Raw genomic sequence first — 17440 nt, 5'->3', positions numbered from 1 at the left:
ACCAATGCGGCCAAGCCATTTTCCGATGTCAGAAAAGGTATGATCGAAATGCGTAGGACGCTCGCAATTGATCATATAATACGCCGGCCCAGAATTAGTTATTTGTCAGGAATCCTTTGTAGAAGCCGTGAGCGAGGTACGTGAAACCTACCCGTCAAACGATGACATCGATCTTGAGGAACTGGCCGATATGATCTCAACGGTGATTGAAGCTGGTATCATTATGTCAAAAGTGTTGAACGATCCTCAAAAGCTTCCAGAACAAGTGGTCCCACGCTGTTCTGGAATAAATTGCTTTTTAGCCCTCGAGCAATTTGACGCGTAACTAGCTACTAATATCGATGAGTTGGCCTTTTGGGAAATTCGTAAATTCCGCGGGTAGAGCTACAGATTTACGCAATGCCATATCGAAATAACAACCGAGTACAGTTGTTGTTACTGCAATCTCATTTGTGTCGAGATCAACAAGATTGTGACCAAAGCGGAATATTTTCCCCTCTGCTCCCATTAACCCGCTTTTTAACGCAATAGGTGAGGACATGCGAATAGGTGCGTGAAATTCGGAATAGTAGTCCAAGGCAGCGGAGCCAAGATTGCGTTCGCGCACAGCTTCTCGGGTCAATCCGACGGCTCCTAAGATATGCGTCGCTGCATCAGAAAAATAGCCAATGACATGCTGAATTTCTACATGCTTGAAAATATCGCATTCCCAAACATCTACTGACGAGCGAGCGCTTTCAAACATATTGTCCAGATGCTTCGCAGGCATCATGTTGCCGGCGAATGGCGCGGGTTGATACATATCGGAATGACTATCCGTCATTTTTTCTGAGACCTCTCGCAGAAATGCGGGAAGTGCAAGAGGGAGATGTTCTTGGAGGTTCATATAAGTCGCAGTGAACTCGAAAGCAGCTGAAAGCCGGTTGTAAGCTGTGTCAAATAAGTGAATAAAGCCTTTGATATTTTCACCTTCGATCCGACGAATTCCAGCTAATCCGTTAAGAACAGACCCGGCGTGAACTTCTGCCTTGTATTGAATTCGAAGATCTTTAAACCGTAGCCCCTTTTTCTCCTGGCGAATATAGGCTGGGCTTAATCCAAGGGAATTTTGTAAATGGCCAAAGGCTTGTGCCGCTTTCGATGTGTAAAACTGAACATTCATGTGGCCCATCTGATCACATTCCCAGGCATCGACAGCGCCCCGGTAACAAGGAACAAGCTTATTCATGCTGTAACCTCCTCATTGACACTTAGATCGACTATTTTCTGACGCATCACATCAGTGAGCGGGACAGCTTTTCGTAGCTCAAGATCCATATATGCTACTGTTGAAACATTATTGAAAACCAGGTCTCCCGTTGCGCTGTTGAATAATTTGTGGCTCAGGGTAATTGTTTTGTTTGATGAGCGGAGTACGCCTGTATCCATGTGGATTATGTCACCTGGCATGAGTTCAGATAAATAGGAGCTATCTTGCTGCACAGTCGCGAGCGCCCGTTTTCCATTCTTAATTTCCTCTGGGGTCATTCCGATGAAATAACACGTATTCCATGTGGCATGGCTTAGGCGGGAAATATAAAACTGTATATTCATATGGCCCAATAGGTCACATTCGCTGGCGAGAACTTGCCCTCGATAGCTTTCAATATATCCGCTCATGGATGGAAGTCTCCTGTCAGCACGATTTGTTAATTTTTTTTGTTTTATCGATCACACCTTAATAGCATTTGATCAAGGTATTGGTCGACCATTTCTTCTGGTGATTGGCCGATAAGTAGTAATTGTCCCGATGAACTTAACTGTAATATACCTAGCAAAAATGTTACGGCCTGCAATGTTTCTGATTGTGCGTCGTCGGCCGCAAGCTTGCCGTTCTGATGAACGGTATTTGCTAAAAACCCCAATACTGAGAGGAAGCGGTTATTAAGTTGGTGCAGCGTGGCTTCCGAAACATCATGTTTGCTTCCATTTCTTCTCGCGTAGAAGGAAAATAATAATTCTTGCTCCTCTTCTGATGCCAAAAAGTACTGAAGAAATGCAATAAAGGCATGCCTTGTTTTTTGCGAACCGGTGGTTTTTTGTTGGAGTTCAGATCGAATGAAACGAAGTAATTCGATTAAGGAGGAGGTTAGTAATGCTGCATATATGTCTTCTTTTGAGGAGAAGTAAGCGTAGACGGCACCGAGAGAATAGCCAGAGCCTTGGGCAATAGCCCTCATGGAAGTTCCTGCTAATCCATTCTTCGAGATACAGGTCCTTGCGGCAAATAGAAATTTCTGCCGTTTGAATTCCTTTAAGTCCTTTTGTCTGGCTAGACGTTCTCGCATTTCTTTGCTCCTTACTACCATAATTGAACATACTATAAAAAAATGAATTATGTTCATAATTAGTTAGAATATTTTTTTCGACGGAAAAACGAAGGTTGCCGCGTTGAAAGGTTAAGTCACACAAACAAGGAGACTTGAGTAAATGAAACGTAAATTGATTATTGGCAGCATGATTGCCGCACTTGCTTTACCGACAGCCGTTCTTGCGGCCAAAGATGGCGATAGAAAAGGTCACCACTCCAAAAATATGTTCGAACAACTCGATGCGAACAAAGATGGTGAAGTGAGCCTAGAGGAAATGACTTCGCGGACGACGGAGAAGTTCGAGAAACTGGATAAGGATGGAGATGGCACTATCAGCGTCGATGAAATGTCCGTTCGTCAAAAGGAGTTTTTTACAAAACTCGATACGGATGGCAGCGGCACGATAAGCCAAGAAGAAGCTAAGGCTTTTAAGGAAAAGAAACGCGAAATGAAACAAGAACGCCGTGCTTCTCGATTAATGGAACGGTTTGATACCAATAAAGACGGTAAAATTTCGAGAGAAGAGTATCAAGCAATAGTCATGGAACGATTTGACACAGCAGATAGCAAGGGGGCCGGCTTTCTGACAATTGAAGAAGTGACAGATCTCGCACCGAAAATGGGTAAAAAGCATTCCGGCTAAGTAGTTCCTTTATAGCGGCGATAAGTTCTCCATCGCAAATGTACGGTCCGCCATCACTCTTCCCCATAAAACGGCGGGCCGTCGACTATCTGCATTTACTGAAAATTCAGATCCGGTCCCTCTGCCAATTTTTTCTTAGGAAAATAGGCTTCGATAAACCCCGTTGTCGCAGACCCAGCGATAAATTCAGCATGTGTAATGCAGCTTAAAAGGAACAATCGGTTTGTTGTCAGGCCGTCGTCAACGGTCTGCTTTAGCCCTTCCTGAAGATTTGCCCGCGCCGTTTCACGGTCGGCGCCATAGCCAATTATTTTGGCGATCATGCCATCATAATACGGGGTGACTTCAAATCCCGTTTCCAGACCATGATCTGTACGAATTCCTTCTCCTTCTGCCGCCGACCATTTAGACAAGATACCGACTTTAGGTATAAACCCTTTATATGGGTCCTCGGAATATAATCGAGCTTCGATCGCGTGTCCCTGAACGGTGATCCCGTTCTGTGACAACGGTAAAGGCTCTCCCGAAGCAATTCTAATTTGCCATTCCACAAGATCGAGGCCGGTGATGCATTCGGTGACAGGATGCTCTACTTGCAGCCGCGTATTCATTTCCAGAAAATAGAAATTGTGTTGCTGATCTAAGAGAAACTCGAAAGTTCCAGCCCCGGAATAATTTATGGCTTTCGTGGCAGCGATGGCTGTTGTTCCCATTTCTTCACGTAACTTCGGCGAAACAGCTGGTGAGGGTGCTTCCTCGATGATTTTTTGGTGTCGCCTTTGGATGGAGCAATCTCGCTCGCCCAAATGAACAACGTTTCCATAGTTATCTGCAAAAATTTGTATTTCAATATGTCGCGGTTCAATAATCGCTTTTTCGAGGATGAGCTCTCCTGAACCAAAGGACCGTTCGCCTTCTGATCGCGCTGCTGTCAATCCTTTTAGGAGCTTTTCGGGTTTCGAGACGATCCGCATGCCGCGGCCGCCACCACCAGCAGAGGCTTTCACCATCACCGGAAATCCAATTTCATCCGCTGCGGAGAAGAATTTATTGTCGGATTGGTTTTCTCCTTCATAGCCTGGAACACAGGGAACACCAGCGGCAATCATTTGTCGTTTAGCTTCAGCTTTGTTTCCCATGAGCGTAATTGCGTTTGAAGAAGGACCAACAAATATTAAACCAGCTTCTTCGCACGCATCGGCAAACAAAGCATTTTCAGACAAAAAGCCGTAACCAGGATGCACAGCATCCGCATTGGTTTGAACAGCCGCCGCTATGATATTTTTAATGACCAAATAGCTTTCGCCTGCCGGTGATGGTCCTATGGCGACGGCCTCCGTCGCCATTTTCCGGTGCGGCGCATTCGCGTCAGCCTCTGAATACACGGCTATTGTATCAATCCCCATCGAATGTGCGGTTTTCATTATCCGGCAGGCTATTTCACCGCGATTGGCAATCAAAAGCCTTGATATCTTTTTCATCTACTGTTTCAGCCTTTAGCCTCGACGTTTTTGAGGAAGCGTTTCCATATATTTACAAATAATGCCGAGCATGACTTCGTCCGCTCCCCCACCAATGGACCAGAGTCGGCCGTCACGATATTGTCTGGTAATCGGTGTTTCGTTCATAAATCCCATACCGCCATAATACTGAAGGCATGCGTCTGTGATCTCGCGCCCAAGACGACCTGCTTTTAATTTTGCCATGGAGGCAAGCATCGTAACATCATCACCATTCATATATTCTGCAACGGCTCGATAGGTGAGGGATCTGAGAAGTTCTAATTCGGTTTTCAATTCCGCCAGCCGAAAATGGATATATTGATTATCGAGGAGGGGTTTACCGAAGGCTTCTCGGCTTCGCGTATAGTCAATTGTATCATTGATGGTTTTTTCCATTGGGTATAAGCCTGCCCCGGCCGCCCATAACCGTTCTTCCTGAAATTGCTGCATTTGATAGGTGAATCCCAAGCCTTCTTCACCAATGAGGTTTTTCTGCGGTACACGGACATCCTCGAAATAAAGCTGCGCAGTATCCGATGACCGCATGCCAAGTTTATCCAGTTTTCTGGCGACGGTGATACCGGGCGTGTCCATGGGTACGACGATCAACGATTTGCTGGAATGCATGGGGCCATCACTGGTGTTGACCAGCATAATCATGATATCGGCTTGTATCCCGTTAGTAATCCACATTTTTTGCCCGTTGATGATGTAGTCATCGCCATCTTTTTTCGCCGAACTTTTAATGCCGGCGACATCGGATCCAGCTGAAGGCTCCGACACGCCGATACAAGCGACATAATCGCCCGAAATCGCCGGGCTGAGAAAATTCTCTCTTACATAATCTGATCCATGGAGAGCGAGCGCCGGTGTAGCCATATCGGTCTGAACACCAATCGCCATGGGAACGGCACCGCAGTTAATGCGCCCTAAAGTTTCCGACACAGCTAAACTATAGGAATAATCAAGTCCCATTCCGCCAAATTTTTCGGGCTTACAAACACCAAGGAATCCTTGGTTTCCCATTTTCTTGAACAGATCGTGGGCAGGAAACTGGCCTTCGGCTTCCCATTCATCCACATACGGATTTACTTCCTGGTCGATAAATTTGCTTAAGGATCGAATTATTTCTTGGTGCTCAGGGCCGTATATCATTCGTTCTCTCCCTCTTGAAAAAGTTTCGGCGTAACGGCCAAATGAAAACCGTTATATGCCTTATTGTTCTTGTGATCGGGCATGTCCCAGTTCATTCGGATATTTGGCGCAGCACCATCAACCCGGAGACAACTTCCGGAAATAAAAGTTGCCGCTTCAGAAAGCAGAAATACAATACCTGCAGAAATTTCGGATTCAGTTCCCATGCGTTTTACGGGATTAGATTTTACGCGGATTTTGACACGTTCCTTCCACCAGTCTGGATAGGTATCCATGCCGGAAGAAACGATCATTCCAGGGGCAATGGCGTTAACGCGCACCCCTGCAGGAGCCCATTCTAATGCTGCCGTCTCTGTGAGGCTAAGCATGCCCTTTCGAGCCGCGCCCGAATGTGCCATTCCTGGCATGGAGTTCCACATATCGGCGACCATATTAACGATTGGTCCTCCGCCATTATCTTTCATCCACTGGGTGTAGCACTCTCTTGCAAATAGAAAACCACCTGTCAGGTTGGTTTTGATGACGGCATCCCATCCTTTGAGAGTTATGTCCTCCAAAGCAGCTGGAAACTGGCCCCCGGCGTTGTTAACGAGCCCGGAAATCTGGCCTTGCTGTTCTATTATTTCAGAGACGCAGCGTTTGACTGCGTCTTCATCTCGTATATCGCATGTATGAAGAGTAGCTGAGCCACCTTCAGCGATAATTTCCGCAGATACCGTCTGGAGTTTTTTAAGATCACGGCCGACAAGAGCAACACGTGCTCCGAGCGAAATGAGCTCATGCGCCGTGCAGCGTCCAATTCCGCTACCACCACCGGTAATGACTATTGACTGCCCATCAAATAATCCGGGGCGAAAAATAGAACGGTAACTCATCTTTATTGCCTTCCACGGTTTTTGTTATTTTTATCGCGGGGTAGGAGCTTAACCCAGACCGGTTTGGGATTCCAGAACAGTGTTTGACAGATTCAATCTTGACGTTTACGTTAACGTCAAATGGGCACTCGATCGGGAAAATCGAATGTTGCAGCACCAGATTAAAACGAAAGGAATTGACATGGCAACGCTAGAAGAAATCACTGATGGTATGCGGGAACGTATTGGAGAAGACTGCGGTTTGGATGCCACGCTAAAATTTGATTTTGGAGATGATGGAATAGTGTTCGTAGATGCAGCTTCTGTTCCGAATGTTGTGTCTAATGAAGATAACGAAGCAGATTGTACGATCACCATTACCCAGGAGAATTTCGAAGCCTTGGCGGCAGGCGAGCTTGACCCCACAACGGCCTTTATGATGGGGAAACTAAAAATTGGTGGCAATATGGGAATTGCGATGAAACTACAGAGTGTTTTTTCTTAACTCTCTGATTCTAAAGTTTATTAAAAAGGCGGTTCTTTCGAGCCGCCTTTTTAATTTTAGTGGGAAGTGCAGGCTCAAAAATGGCCGCAGAAGGCTATTTTTTCGGTTAATGTTCTCATTAATTGAAGATTTTTGATCCTCAGATTAAAAAACAGGCCAAAAATGCTCATTAAGGTAAAGTTTTTCTGTACCTTTTGTCTTTATGCCCTTATGAAAGGCGCTTCGAATTTAAGTTATCAGCGAGTGGAGCTAGTCACATGACAGCGAGATCAGCACGGAATGGCCGTAATCAAGGCGGCAAGAGTCGTAAAAAAGGCGGCGGCGGTAGCGGTAGCGGTTTGACGAAAAGCAGTCGTTCAAACGAGCAACGCGCAGCACGTAAAGTAAATGCCAAGGCACATGGTCGGCATGCAGCTCGGCGGCTTTTGAAAAAAGTTCAGGCAGCAACAAGCATAGCTGCCTAGCTTTTTTGCTTCGTAAAAATATGCGGCCGTACCGACTTATCGGTGCGGCCGTTTTTTGTGCTCTCGCAGAAGAGGCGCATTTTTTGAGTATCGAAAAGCATCATAGGTTTGTCTACAAACCAATCTAAATGCCATTTGCTCCTCAGCTGTTTTAACCAGTAAGTTGGCGAGAGAACCCGGGGTAAGATATCTGATGCGGATCAATGGAAACTCCAATATGCTAATGATAATCATTATTAAAACAAGAACCCAGCTTGTCGTCAATAGTTTTTAGGAATCATTCTCAAAAACAGTCAGAAAATTTATAGAAGAGATTATTGCGGCTCGGCAGCGATGTAACGTTCGCCGACATTCTCGAAGCCAGTAAAAAAATCCCAGCCATCGCGTTCTGCGGCTATGACGATATTCGCGCAGGCACGGCTATCAGACAGAGCGTCATGGTGATCCAGATCCAAGCCGAGAAAATGAGCAACATTAGGTAATTTTGTCGGTCGGACTTCCCACATTTTCCTTGCCAATTGGACAGTGCATGTAAAAGTACTCGCCGGCATAGGGACCCTGAAAGTCTGGCAACAGCTTTTCAATACTTTTGCATCAAACCCTGAATTATGCGCGGCCAAAAAATCCACGTCCTCGAAGAGTGGTACTATTTCTGGCCAGATTTCACCGAAACTAGAGGACTCTTTCACGCTATCCCAGGTTAGTCCGTGGATTTGCGTGAAATAGAATTCTGGGGTGGGAGGCTTGATTAGATGTACTTCTTCATGGCTGATTTCCCCGTTCTCCACTCGCACGAGACCGATAGCGCAGGCGCTGTTTGCGTTATAGTTCGCTGTTTCAAAATCAATGGCAAGAAAAGAACTCATGGAAATACCCTGAAGGAAAGCATCGATGTTCAAACGATGCTTTCCAATAATTAGATACTGTATTTATGTAGAAGCGTCAGCCTTTTTGCGTTCTTCATATTTTATTTTTTCTTCTTCCACCAATTCCTTTTTCGATAGCTTTCCAACCAGTGTTTTGGGAAGCTCAGGCCGGAATTCAACTGCAGCAGGCAACTCATGTTTACCGAGCTTGTCCGCCAAGAATTCCCGCAGCTCATCTAATTCGAATGCTTTGCCGCCAGGTGTCAGCTTAATGAAGGCTTTTGCTGCTTCTCCTCGATAATCATCCGGGATACCGACTACAGTTACTTCTTCAACAGAGGGATGTTCAAATATAGCTTCTTCAATAATCCGCGGATATACATTAAATCCGCCTGAAGTAATCATATCCTTGGTGCGATCAACGATATGCATATAACCATCTTCATCGAGATACCCGGTATCCCCCGTCAAGAAAAAGTCTCCGATAAAACTTTCTTCTGTTGCTTCCGGTTTGTTCCAATATCCCTTCATGACATTCGGACCTTTTATGGCGATTTCGCCAATTTCCCCCGTTGGCATGATTTTCGATTTATCATCAACGTCAAAAATAATAATTTCCACACCGGGAACAGGGACACCGGCAGCGCCGGGTACGCGTTTGTCTGTCAATGGTGTTGAGGTGCCTGATGGAGATGTTTCCGTCATTCCCCATCCTTCCAACAATAGACAGCCGGTTACGCGTTGGAATTGCTCCTGTACTTCCACAGGAAGTGGTGCACCTCCAGACGCGCAAAATTTAAGGGACGATAAATCGTAACTTGCAATATCCGGATGGTTGGCAATTGCCATATACATGGTAGGAACACCTGGAAATATGGTAGGTTTCTTTTTACTTAAATCCTTCATCACCTCATCCAACTCGAATTTCGGATGAAGGATGATTTCTGACCCGCCAGCAATGCCATAGTTCATTATTACCGTGAGAGCATAGATGTGGAAAAGTGGTAAAACAGCCAGTACTTTTTCGGTCCCATCGGTCAAAATCGGATCATCGCTCTCCTGCATGGCTCGGAGCTGCTGACAAGCCGCGATGAGGTTCTTATGAGTCAACATGGCTCCCTTGGGTAAGCCTGTCGTGCCGCCAGTATACTGTAAAACCGCTACTTCTTCCGCAGGGTCGGCTACGGGAACGACTTCTATTCGACCATCATTTGCAAGCAATTGCTTAAAAGTAACATGCTGATCATCATTGGGGACTTTCGCGATGTCCTTGCTCTTTACCAAAGGGTAGAGCAGGTTTTTTGGGAACGGCAATACTTCTTTCAGGCAACCGACGATAATTTTCTTTAACCGTGTACTACCGAGCATCTTGGCGATATTTGGATAAAGCACTTCAAGATCTAGCGTGACGATAAAATCAGTGTGGCTATCCTCAATTTTGTGGCGGAGTTCCCTCTCTGCATCGAGTGGCGAATAATTAACTACCGTTCCACCCGCTTTCAAGATACCGAAAAAACAAACAATGTAATGAGGCGTGTTTGGCAGATATAAGCCGACATGAACACCTTTCTTGACGCCAAGTTCGGTAAAACCCTTCGCCGCCCGATTTATCATATCATCTAATTCGTCATAACGAATTCGCTTATCCATAAAATCGACGGCGTAATTATTTGGCCATTTTTTTACGGCTTCGTCCAGTAGTGAATAGACGGGTTTTTCTTCAATTTCGATTTCCCATTTCACCCCTGGTGGATAGGATTTTTCCCACAAAAAGTCAGACATGATTCTCCCTTTAGCGATTGTTCTTTTCCCAGTTGTTTAAAAGATTACGTTGCAAACGCCGCAAGGGTCAACGGAAACCGTAATGTATCCAAGCGAAAGCCCTCAATGTAAGGATTCCGTAGCGTTAACGAAAGATTAATGTCCGTCGGGTCCACTACCACAGATTATTGCGCAAACTTTCTTGTTTTTAGGTGGGGTAAAGGCCCCGAAACGCAGAGCAGCGATTGCCGCCGCTGCAGAAAGCTCCAAGCCCAAACCGCAATTCTGCCAGAGCCAGTGCGCTGACGCCTGCATTTCCTCATCCGAAACGAGGACGATTTGGTCAACATTTTTAGAAATAATATCAAAATTCACTTGTGCGGATTGTCGGGGCGCTAATGTATTGGCTTTAGTGTCGATTTTTTCTAATGCTACAAGTTTTCCCGCATCGAGGCTATTTTTTAGGGTGGGTGCACCAACTGCTTCGACACCGATAATTTCGATGCCAGGTTTAATAAGTTTTGCGGCTGAAGCTACTCCAGAAATTAATCCGCCGCCGCCAATCGCGACCAGCATGATATCGATATCAGGATTGTCTTGCAGGATCTCTAAGCTCAATGTGCCTTGGCCAGCTATAACACTTTCATCCGCAAAGGGATGGACATAAGTTTTACCGGTCTTACGTGCGTCTTCCAGCGCGAGGTTATTGGCGTCGTCCCAAACATCACCGTCAACAATAACGTTCGTCGCAATTTTTTTAAGTTTCGCTACTTTTAAGGCAGGCGTATTTCTGGGCAGATAAATAGTTGTCGAAGCACCTGTCATTGCTCCAGCTGTCGCAACGCCCAGCCCATGATTGCCACCCGATGCTGTTACCAGACCTTTTGCGAGTGTTTCGGATTGCAAAGATAATACGGTATTAAGTGCACCACGTATTTTGAAGGAGCCGCTGATTTGTAGATTTTCCAGCTTAGCCGTAACGGTTTTCCCAGTATCAAGAACGATGTCCATTTGCGGCGTACGGCGAATTCGTCCGGTGAGATTCCGCTGAGCAGATTTAAATAAAGAGAGCGGCAGGGTTGGATTCATTTTGGCTATGCCCCTATTATTTTCCATATACCATCGGCGGTCATAATTCTATTCCCGTCAACTAACAACTCGCCTCTGATAAAAACAACGGCTTGTCCTTTACGGCTTAAATCCGCTCTTAATTCGATCCAGTCGCCAGGTTTTGACGAGGAAACGAAATCACAATTTAGGCTTATTGTCGCGCAGCGCTTTTTCCCAACGAGACGCCAAACAATTTGTCCTAAGGCCTCGTCCAGAAAACTCATGAGCATACCACCATGAACAACACCGTGGTAATTCGCGTGGCTTTCTTCGGCCAGAAATCCGTATGAATAACTGTCGCCGTTGTGTTTAAAATAGAGGGGGCCAATTTTCCCGGGGAAAGTACCGTCGGTTACGAACGGTCGGTAACCATACGGTATAGAAATACGCGTCATACTAAGTCCATTTTGTAATAAGAACCCAGTATGACATGTCTCATAAACCGTGCAAGAGGTCGATGAACAATTCAGGACGGTTTGTTCAGCTCATCTATTTTTGGCCGGATCAAGAATGATCGCCCCTAACAAATCCGTTCCGTTCGGCATTTTCAATGCACTCGAATTTATCCGCGTACCCTTGTGTTGATGCGCCAACGATCCGCCCGTTCTTAGCAGTACGCCGCCAGCGCCATTTGTGATGTTTCTGTTTGTGATCTTCATAGAATTCCCACTTATCGTCGGCGCCTTTTTCTGTCATCTTAATCTCCATATATTAATTATGTTGGTAAGACGCGTGTATTGTGATTTTGTGATCTTATCTAGAAGAGAAAAGTTACAGTTGACAGAATTTTTGATCGGCGCTGACATACGGCATTTGCCTGAAAGACATTATGAAAATTATTAGCATTGATATTGAGAAAATCTACGCCCCGGTAAAAACTCGCAAAGACTTTAATATTTCGCGTGTGGATGAGTTGGCCGAAGATATTTTAGAAAACGGCCAAAAAACACCAATCCAGGTCCGAATGGGCCAGGATCGTTATGTGTTGATTGAAGGGTTGCATCGTGTCGAAGCTTTAAAAGCGTTGGGAGAATCCAAGATTGACGCAATTATCGTACAGGCACGAAAGCACTGATTTTTCACCCACCCACATTCGTCATCAATTGCCTGTAGAATTGGATGACTTCACCGTAATTCTCAATCAATATTCTCTCGTTCGTCCCATGGACGCGAGATAAGTCTTCTTTACCAAATCTAACCGGCATGAAACGATAACTGTTGTCTGCAATATTCGCATAATTTTTGCTGTCAGAACCAGCGAGCATAAGGCCAGGCGCTATTAGTACCTCCGGAAAGACCTGCTGAATTGTTTTCTCAATAAGTTTAAAGCCTTCCGCAGATGGATCTGAAATTTGCGACGGTTCATTGCCTTGTTTTATGTCTATAGAAATGTCTGTATCATCGATCACCGTTTTTGCATGTAAAATAACGTCGTCAATAGTGGTTCCTGGCAAAAGCCTGAAATTTACCATTGCTATCGCTTCTGCCGGTAAAACATTATCTTTCGTTCCACCGTCTACGATGGTAACTGCGGTTGTTGTTCTGACCATCGCATTTGTTGCCCCGCCTTTCCCCAATTCATTAATGAGCACAGGATCTAATAACCATCGATTTGAGATAACAGCTTTAAGTGGCAGTGCCATATGCGGTGCCAACGTTTCGAACATATCCGATGCGGGGCTCTCAAGAGATGCGGGAAGCCGGTTTTCTTCAAGACGATTAACAGCCCGGGCAATTTTCCCAATTGCTGTTTTTCTAGGGGGTATTGAGGAATGACCACCTTCCGCGACCGCTGTCAATTTAAGTGTCAAGTATCCCTTCTCAGCCAAAGCAATGAATGCAATTGGTTCTTCAACACCAGGCATAATTCCATCCACGATCACCATGCCTTCATCGAGCGTAAAAGCTAATCGAATGCCACGGCTTTCTAATAGCGCTGAAATCTTGGCAGCACCGTTGCCTCCGCCCAATTCTTCGTCATGGCCAAAAGCAAAAAATATTGTTCGTTTTGGGTTGAAGCCGGCAGCCAGCTGTATTTCTGCAGCTTCCAAGATTGCGAAGACGGAAAATTTATCGTCCAACGCCCCGCGTCCCCAGATTGCATTCTCTTCAATTGCACCTGAATATGCTTCATATGACCAGTTTTCTTCTGTACCCGGTTCAATCGGCACCACATCCATATGGGCGAGCAGCATGGCTGGCAACAAGCTTTGATCACTTCCTTGCCAAGTATAAAGAAGGCTATGGTCGCTGATGACTTCGCGTTTTAGATTTGTTGCTACTAGGGGATAAAACTGATCTATCAGGGCATGAAGTGCATTAAATTCGTCTGCCGCGGGCGGGTCTTCTTTCGATGTTGAGATCGTTTTTAGTTTTAATGCAGATGATAATCTTTTTGCTACTGCGGCAGTATCTATTGGAGAAAGCACAATAGGATTTTCGGCAATCTTTTTTACATTATTTGTAAAAGTATTGAAAACGACTATTCCAAAGATAACAACAATAGTAACGACCAACCCGAGGAGAATTCTTTTTATCATCTATAGAGCCACCTAAATAACCATTCATTTCAAACGTGTGTAAAAAATAGAGCCCTCGCAACAAGTAGGTCAAGCGAAGCATACATTTTCTTTTATTGCGTAGAATTGCCATCTAACTACAATAGTAAGAAAAAGGACAGAAAATGGCAGATAAAGCAGAACGAAACAAAGCCGTCGCGCGGACTGTAGCAAATATTCGGCAGCTGACTGATGGGAAAGCAATTGTCCCGGATCTCCTGACGCAAATTAGAGCTGAATTACTTACATTGGCGGCGAAAAAAGATTTGTTCTCATTTCAGGATTTTCCACCGCCGGAAAAAACACTTAAGCGCCGTAGTTGCTTATATCGATTATCGGAGGATGAAGATCATGGTTTTGCCTTGTACGTAAATTCAGCTGATGGCTCCGTAAACGCCCCGCCGCACGATCACACGACTTGGGCGGTCATTGTTGGTGTTCATGGACAAGAGGAAAATCGTTTTTATAAACGAATTGAGGCGGGCGTTGAGCAATACGGGAAGCATGTCGTAGAAGACGGAACCGGTGTTGCTTTGATGCCGGATGACATTCATACAATCCATATCGAGGAAGGCGCACCAGTTCTTAATTTTCATATGTATGGTCTGGGCCTTGAGCAGCTTGACGGTAGAAACTTTTGGAATAAGAAAAAGGGTGTTTGGGAAGTATTTCCGGCGCACACGGACATACGTGAGGCCCGTACATGAGTTATTCGCTACTTTCACCGATAGATCTACGTCAAATTATGATGTCTAAAGCGGAATACGCACTTATAGATGTTCGTGAACAAGGTGTGCATTCTGAAGGACATCCCTTTTTTGCAGTATCATTGCCCCTAAGCCGATTTGAGCTGGATGTCGAGAGGTTGTTGCCCGGCAAATTTGCTCCGATTTATCTTCTTGACCAGGGACCAGAAACAGAATTCGCAGTGCGTGCTGTGAAATTGTTAGAGGAGCGTAACTACGCAAATATTGCGATTGTTGAAGGTGGAGTTTTTGCTTGGCGTGAAGCCGGCCTTGAGTTGTTCTCTGGAGTGAATGTGCCAAGCAAGGCTTTTGGCGAGTTTGTTGAAGAAGCCTATGAAACGCCTCACATAACGGCAGAGGAGTTGGCGAAACGACAAGAAAAAGGCGAAACAATTGCTATTTTTGATAGCCGACCCTTTCCGGAATTTCATCGTATGTCGATACCGGGCGGTATAGATATACCGGGTGCCGAATTGGTTCATCGGGTCTTTGAAGCGGTGGTTGATGACAAAACGCAAATCGTTGTTAATTGTGCAGGGCGTACCCGAAGTATTATTGGGGCACAATCTTTGATAAATGCGGGTTTGTCTAATCCCGTATGCGCCTTGAAGGATGGAACAATGGGCTGGTATCTGGCAGATTTTGAGCTTGCCCATCGGCAGGACGCGCTCGCGCCACCGCCTGCATTGCCTGCAGCCGTTCGTAGCCAAAAAGCCGCTTTAGCCGTGGCGGACCGTTTCGATGTAAAATTTACAACTCTGGAATCTGTTAAGGCGTGGCAGAGGGACGATCAAACAACGCTGTATGTTTTAGATGTGCGGACGGAAGAGGAGTATTTAGACGGACACTTGCCAGGATCTTATCACGCGCCTGGCGGCCAGCTTGTTCAAGCCACCGATGAGTTTGTTGCGGTTCGAAATGCCAAGATTGTGGTCGTGGATGATGACGCGACGCGGGCTATCATGACCGCTTCTTGGCTTACTCAGATGGATTGGCAACAAGTCTATGTTTTGCAAGGTGTTCTCGACGCTAGGTGCGAAAGTGGACCACAACCGCGGCCCTCAATCCCATTGCATCCGCATATTTCTGTACTTGAGCTAGATGCCGTGCTTACGTCGCGAGAGGCAACTGCAGTTATTGATTTAGCGAGCTCTTTATCCTATCGGAAGGGCCATGTTCCCGGCTCTTACTGGGCTATTCGGTCACGATTATCGACAGATCACATATTTATTCCCCCAGTTGGGTTGATCATATTGACGTCTGATGACAGCCGTCTCGCCCATTTAGCAGCCCCTGAAATTGCTCTGCTTCGTCCTGACGCAATTGTCAGAGTTTTGGAAGGAGGAACAGATGCTTGGGAAGAAATGGGCCAAAAACTTGAAAGTGGCGATACAAATCTTCTCAGCGCTGCTGATGATGTCTGGTACAAACCCTATGACACCAACAACTCAGAGGAAATTCGTCAACGCATGCAAGATTATCTTACATGGGAAGTTGGCTTACTCCAGCAAGTAGAACGTGATGGTTTGGTGCGATTCCGTCGCTATTAGTTGACGACGTCCTCGTTCCGTAATTATGTGCTCGAATGACGCAACGGAATCCCAGCTTGGATCATATCGAATTTACAAATTGAAACGGGTACTTGCATTGGGCAAAAACCCGGCCTAGCATATGGGTTAAATGGGCACACAAGAAACCCATAAAAAATAATGGAGAAAACCTCGATGGATCTTTCATTCAGCGACGATGATATTGCCTTTCAGCAGGAGGTGCGAGAATTCTTGGCGACTTCTTTGCCACAGGACGTTAAAGAACGAGCCGACCGCGGCTTGCATCCGACAAAAGAAGGCCAGGTTCGGTGGCAGAAAATACTAAATGAAAAAGACTGGATGGCCCCTAATTGGCCCGTCGAATACGGCGGCACAGATTGGACGATTACACAAAAATATATTTTTGCCCATGAAATGGGGTCGGTTGCTGCACCGCAACCTATGGCTTTTGGCGTAAGTATGGTCGGTCCGGTTATCTATACCTTTGGCAATCAAGAGCAAAAAAATAAATACCTCCCAAGAATTCTAAGTTCTGAAGATTGGTGGTGTCAGGGCTATTCCGAACCAGGATCCGGCTCGGACCTTGCTTCATTGCAAACAAAAGCAGTGCGCGATGGAGATCATTATGTTGTCAACGGCCAGAAGATCTGGACTTCCTATGCGCAGCATGCCGACATGATATTTTGCCTGGTAAGAACCGATAGTTCAGTGAAAGCTCAGGAGGGAATTTCATTTCTACTAATAGATATGAAAACGCCGGGTATAACCGTCAAACCAATTTACGGCCTTGATAAAGAAAACAGTCTTAACGAAGTCTTTTTTGAGGATGTGCGCGTTCCCGTCGAAAATCGCATTGGAGAAGAAAACAAGGGTTGGACCTACGCAAAATTCTTGCTGGGCAACGAAAGAACCGGTATTGCGCGGGTTGCGAGATCAAAGAGGCAGATTACCCGTGTGCGCGAAATAGCTGGAGCAGAAAAATGCGACGATGGGTATCTTTTGGAAGATCCGGATTTTGTCAGGAAGCTTGCCAAACTTGAAGTAGATCTGATGGCGCTTGAATATACCGAGCTCCGCTATTTATCTATGTTAAGCAATGGTAAGAATCTCTCCGCGGAGCCTTCTCTGTTAAAAATTAAGGGTACTGAAATTCAACAACGACTTACATCACTGCTTGTTGAATCTTTGGGCATGTATGGCGCTCCATACGAACCCGAACGAGCTTATGAAGGTCGTAACGAAACACCAGTCGGCCCTGATTATGCCAATGGGCCGATGGCAGAACATCTTTACTTACGTGCTGCAACAATCTATGGCGGTAGTAATGAAATTCAACGAAATATCGTCTCCAAGATGGTTCTCGGATTATAAGGAA

At 45.6% G+C, this 17440-nt stretch carries 20 protein-coding genes; 8 read left to right on the top strand and 12 right to left on the bottom strand.

Going from position 1 to position 17440, the window contains the following annotated elements; translation table 11 throughout:
- The first annotated feature begins 127 nt into the window (after window positions 1-127).
- Window positions 128-325, top strand: a complete 198-nt coding sequence (locus V7723_RS00935; protein WP_335682531.1) for a hypothetical protein — start codon at window positions 128-130, stop codon at window positions 323-325.
- Here V7723_RS00935 and V7723_RS00930 read toward each other — a convergent pair whose 3' ends face one another.
- The 3 genes from V7723_RS00930 to V7723_RS00920 are packed head-to-tail and all read right to left on the bottom strand — an operon-like array spanning window position 326 to window position 2327.
- Window positions 326-1228, bottom strand: a complete 903-nt coding sequence (locus tag V7723_RS00930) for a thioesterase family protein (RefSeq protein WP_335682530.1) — start codon at window positions 1226-1228, stop codon at window positions 326-328.
- A complete protein-coding gene (locus V7723_RS00925; protein ID WP_335682529.1) occupies window positions 1225-1659 on the bottom strand; it encodes an acyl-CoA thioesterase in 435 nt (144 codons plus the stop codon). The genes V7723_RS00930 and V7723_RS00925 overlap by 4 nt, the downstream gene beginning before the upstream one ends.
- Window positions 1660-1703: 44 nt before the next feature.
- Window positions 1704-2327, bottom strand: a complete 624-nt coding sequence (locus V7723_RS00920; RefSeq protein ID WP_335682528.1) for a TetR/AcrR family transcriptional regulator — start codon at window positions 2325-2327, stop codon at window positions 1704-1706.
- A gap of 142 nt (window positions 2328-2469) precedes the next feature.
- Between V7723_RS00920 and V7723_RS00915 the strand changes: the two genes are divergently transcribed.
- Window positions 2470-2994, top strand: coding sequence for an EF-hand domain-containing protein (locus V7723_RS00915; protein WP_335682527.1), 525 nt, complete (start codon window positions 2470-2472; stop codon window positions 2992-2994).
- 95 nt (window positions 2995-3089) lie between these two features.
- On the opposite strand, the gene V7723_RS00910 is transcribed toward V7723_RS00915, so the two are convergent.
- Genes V7723_RS00910 through V7723_RS00900 form a run of 3 tightly spaced genes read right to left on the bottom strand, consistent with a single transcriptional unit; the run spans window position 3090 to window position 6526 of the window.
- Window positions 3090-4475 (bottom strand): acetyl-CoA carboxylase biotin carboxylase subunit, encoded by a 1386-nt coding sequence (locus tag V7723_RS00910; RefSeq protein WP_335682526.1) that lies wholly within the window; start codon window positions 4473-4475, stop codon window positions 3090-3092.
- Between the two features lie 15 nt (window positions 4476-4490).
- On the bottom strand, window positions 4491-5651 hold the full coding sequence (locus V7723_RS00905; RefSeq protein ID WP_335682525.1) for an acyl-CoA dehydrogenase family protein: 1161 nt from the start codon (window positions 5649-5651) through the stop codon (window positions 4491-4493).
- Window positions 5648-6526, bottom strand: a complete 879-nt coding sequence (locus V7723_RS00900) for an SDR family oxidoreductase (RefSeq protein WP_335682524.1) — start codon at window positions 6524-6526, stop codon at window positions 5648-5650. Before V7723_RS00900 ends, V7723_RS00905 begins: the two co-directional genes overlap by 4 nt.
- 181 nt (window positions 6527-6707) lie before the next feature.
- Between V7723_RS00900 and V7723_RS00895 the strand changes: the two genes are divergently transcribed.
- Together V7723_RS00895 and V7723_RS00890 are read left to right on the top strand one after the other, a co-directional pair.
- Window positions 6708-7010, top strand: coding sequence for an SCP2 sterol-binding domain-containing protein (locus tag V7723_RS00895; RefSeq protein WP_335682523.1), 303 nt, complete (start codon window positions 6708-6710; stop codon window positions 7008-7010).
- Window positions 7011-7267: 257 nt separating this feature from the next.
- Window positions 7268-7474 carry a hypothetical protein gene (locus V7723_RS00890; protein ID WP_335682522.1) on the top strand — a complete coding sequence of 69 codons (207 nt, stop codon included), beginning with the start codon at window positions 7268-7270 and terminating at the stop codon, window positions 7472-7474.
- Between the two features lie 314 nt (window positions 7475-7788).
- Here the strand turns inward: V7723_RS00890 and V7723_RS00885 are convergent, their stop codons facing one another.
- The 5 genes from V7723_RS00885 to V7723_RS00865 all read right to left on the bottom strand — a co-directional run bounded on the left by V7723_RS00885 (window position 7789) and on the right by V7723_RS00865 (window position 11907).
- Complete coding sequence (locus V7723_RS00885; protein WP_335682521.1) at window positions 7789-8340, bottom strand: 3'-5' exonuclease; 552 nt, start codon at window positions 8338-8340, stop codon at window positions 7789-7791.
- A 63-nt stretch (window positions 8341-8403) separates the two neighbouring features.
- The gene (locus tag V7723_RS00880; protein WP_335682520.1) at window positions 8404-10122 is read right to left on the bottom strand and encodes a long-chain-fatty-acid--CoA ligase; all 1719 of its coding nucleotides are present in this window, start codon (window positions 10120-10122) and stop codon (window positions 8404-8406) included.
- Between the two features lie 135 nt (window positions 10123-10257).
- Window positions 10258-11190 (bottom strand): threonine/serine dehydratase, encoded by a 933-nt coding sequence (locus V7723_RS00875; RefSeq protein WP_335682519.1) that lies wholly within the window; start codon window positions 11188-11190, stop codon window positions 10258-10260.
- Between the two features lie 5 nt (window positions 11191-11195).
- Complete coding sequence (locus V7723_RS00870) at window positions 11196-11606, bottom strand: PaaI family thioesterase (RefSeq protein WP_335682518.1); 411 nt, start codon at window positions 11604-11606, stop codon at window positions 11196-11198.
- Window positions 11607-11715: 109 nt separating this feature from the next.
- Window positions 11716-11907, bottom strand: a complete 192-nt coding sequence (locus tag V7723_RS00865; RefSeq protein WP_335682517.1) for a DUF1508 domain-containing protein — start codon at window positions 11905-11907, stop codon at window positions 11716-11718.
- 133 nt (window positions 11908-12040) lie between these two features.
- On the opposite strand from V7723_RS00865, the gene V7723_RS00860 reads away from it, so the two are divergent.
- Window positions 12041-12286 carry a ParB N-terminal domain-containing protein gene (locus V7723_RS00860; RefSeq protein WP_335682516.1) on the top strand — a complete coding sequence of 82 codons (246 nt, stop codon included), beginning with the start codon at window positions 12041-12043 and terminating at the stop codon, window positions 12284-12286.
- 4 nt (window positions 12287-12290) lie between these two features.
- On the opposite strand, the gene V7723_RS00855 is transcribed toward V7723_RS00860, so the two are convergent.
- Window positions 12291-13751 carry a M20 family peptidase gene (locus tag V7723_RS00855; RefSeq protein WP_335682515.1) on the bottom strand — a complete coding sequence of 487 codons (1461 nt, stop codon included), beginning with the start codon at window positions 13749-13751 and terminating at the stop codon, window positions 12291-12293.
- 143 nt (window positions 13752-13894) lie between these two features.
- Between V7723_RS00855 and V7723_RS00850 the strand changes: the two genes are divergently transcribed.
- From V7723_RS00850 to V7723_RS00840, 3 genes are all read left to right on the top strand, one after another.
- A complete protein-coding gene (locus V7723_RS00850; RefSeq protein ID WP_335682514.1) occupies window positions 13895-14476 on the top strand; it encodes a hypothetical protein in 582 nt (193 codons plus the stop codon).
- On the top strand, window positions 14473-16065 hold the full coding sequence (locus V7723_RS00845; RefSeq protein WP_335682513.1) for a rhodanese-like domain-containing protein: 1593 nt from the start codon (window positions 14473-14475) through the stop codon (window positions 16063-16065). Before V7723_RS00850 ends, V7723_RS00845 begins: the two co-directional genes overlap by 4 nt.
- A gap of 174 nt (window positions 16066-16239) precedes the next feature.
- The gene (locus tag V7723_RS00840) at window positions 16240-17436 is read left to right on the top strand and encodes an acyl-CoA dehydrogenase family protein (protein WP_335682512.1); all 1197 of its coding nucleotides are present in this window, start codon (window positions 16240-16242) and stop codon (window positions 17434-17436) included.
- Window positions 17437-17440 lie beyond the last annotated feature (4 nt).

The organism is Sneathiella sp., assembly GCF_036960985.1.
Lineage (GTDB): Bacteria > Pseudomonadota > Alphaproteobacteria > Sneathiellales > Sneathiellaceae > Sneathiella.
Note: the sequence above shows the minus strand (reverse complement) of the source record. Positions and strands in the feature narration are given on the sequence as shown.

Excerpts from the sequence above, each read along its gene's own strand:
- V7723_RS00860 (WP_335682516.1), top strand. The coding sequence starts at position 12,041 with ATGAAAATTATTAGCATTGATATTGAGAAAATCTACGCCCCGGTAAAA.
- V7723_RS00845 (WP_335682513.1), top strand. The coding sequence starts at position 14,473 with ATGAGTTATTCGCTACTTTCACCGATAGATCTACGTCAAATTATGATG.
- V7723_RS00895 (WP_335682523.1), top strand. The coding sequence starts at position 6,708 with ATGGCAACGCTAGAAGAAATCACTGATGGTATGCGGGAACGTATTGGA.
- V7723_RS00920 (WP_335682528.1), bottom strand. The coding sequence starts at position 2,327 with ATGCGAGAACGTCTAGCCAGACAAAAGGACTTAAAGGAATTCAAACGG.
- V7723_RS00890 (WP_335682522.1), top strand. The coding sequence starts at position 7,268 with ATGACAGCGAGATCAGCACGGAATGGCCGTAATCAAGGCGGCAAGAGT.
- V7723_RS00840 (WP_335682512.1), top strand. The coding sequence starts at position 16,240 with ATGGATCTTTCATTCAGCGACGATGATATTGCCTTTCAGCAGGAGGTG.
- V7723_RS00865 (WP_335682517.1), bottom strand. The coding sequence starts at position 11,907 with ATGACAGAAAAAGGCGCCGACGATAAGTGGGAATTCTATGAAGATCAC.
- V7723_RS00915 (WP_335682527.1), top strand. The coding sequence starts at position 2,470 with ATGAAACGTAAATTGATTATTGGCAGCATGATTGCCGCACTTGCTTTA.
- V7723_RS00850 (WP_335682514.1), top strand. The coding sequence starts at position 13,895 with ATGGCAGATAAAGCAGAACGAAACAAAGCCGTCGCGCGGACTGTAGCA.
- V7723_RS00930 (WP_335682530.1), bottom strand. The coding sequence starts at position 1,228 with ATGAATAAGCTTGTTCCTTGTTACCGGGGCGCTGTCGATGCCTGGGAA.
- V7723_RS00855 (WP_335682515.1), bottom strand. The coding sequence starts at position 13,751 with ATGATAAAAAGAATTCTCCTCGGGTTGGTCGTTACTATTGTTGTTATC.
- V7723_RS00910 (WP_335682526.1), bottom strand. The coding sequence starts at position 4,475 with ATGAAAAAGATATCAAGGCTTTTGATTGCCAATCGCGGTGAAATAGCC.
- V7723_RS00885 (WP_335682521.1), bottom strand. The coding sequence starts at position 8,340 with ATGAGTTCTTTTCTTGCCATTGATTTTGAAACAGCGAACTATAACGCA.
- V7723_RS00875 (WP_335682519.1), bottom strand. The coding sequence starts at position 11,190 with ATGAATCCAACCCTGCCGCTCTCTTTATTTAAATCTGCTCAGCGGAAT.
- V7723_RS00880 (WP_335682520.1), bottom strand. The coding sequence starts at position 10,122 with ATGTCTGACTTTTTGTGGGAAAAATCCTATCCACCAGGGGTGAAATGG.
- V7723_RS00925 (WP_335682529.1), bottom strand. The coding sequence starts at position 1,659 with ATGAGCGGATATATTGAAAGCTATCGAGGGCAAGTTCTCGCCAGCGAA.
- V7723_RS00870 (WP_335682518.1), bottom strand. The coding sequence starts at position 11,606 with ATGACGCGTATTTCTATACCGTATGGTTACCGACCGTTCGTAACCGAC.
- V7723_RS00900 (WP_335682524.1), bottom strand. The coding sequence starts at position 6,526 with ATGAGTTACCGTTCTATTTTTCGCCCCGGATTATTTGATGGGCAGTCA.
- V7723_RS00905 (WP_335682525.1), bottom strand. The coding sequence starts at position 5,651 with ATGATATACGGCCCTGAGCACCAAGAAATAATTCGATCCTTAAGCAAA.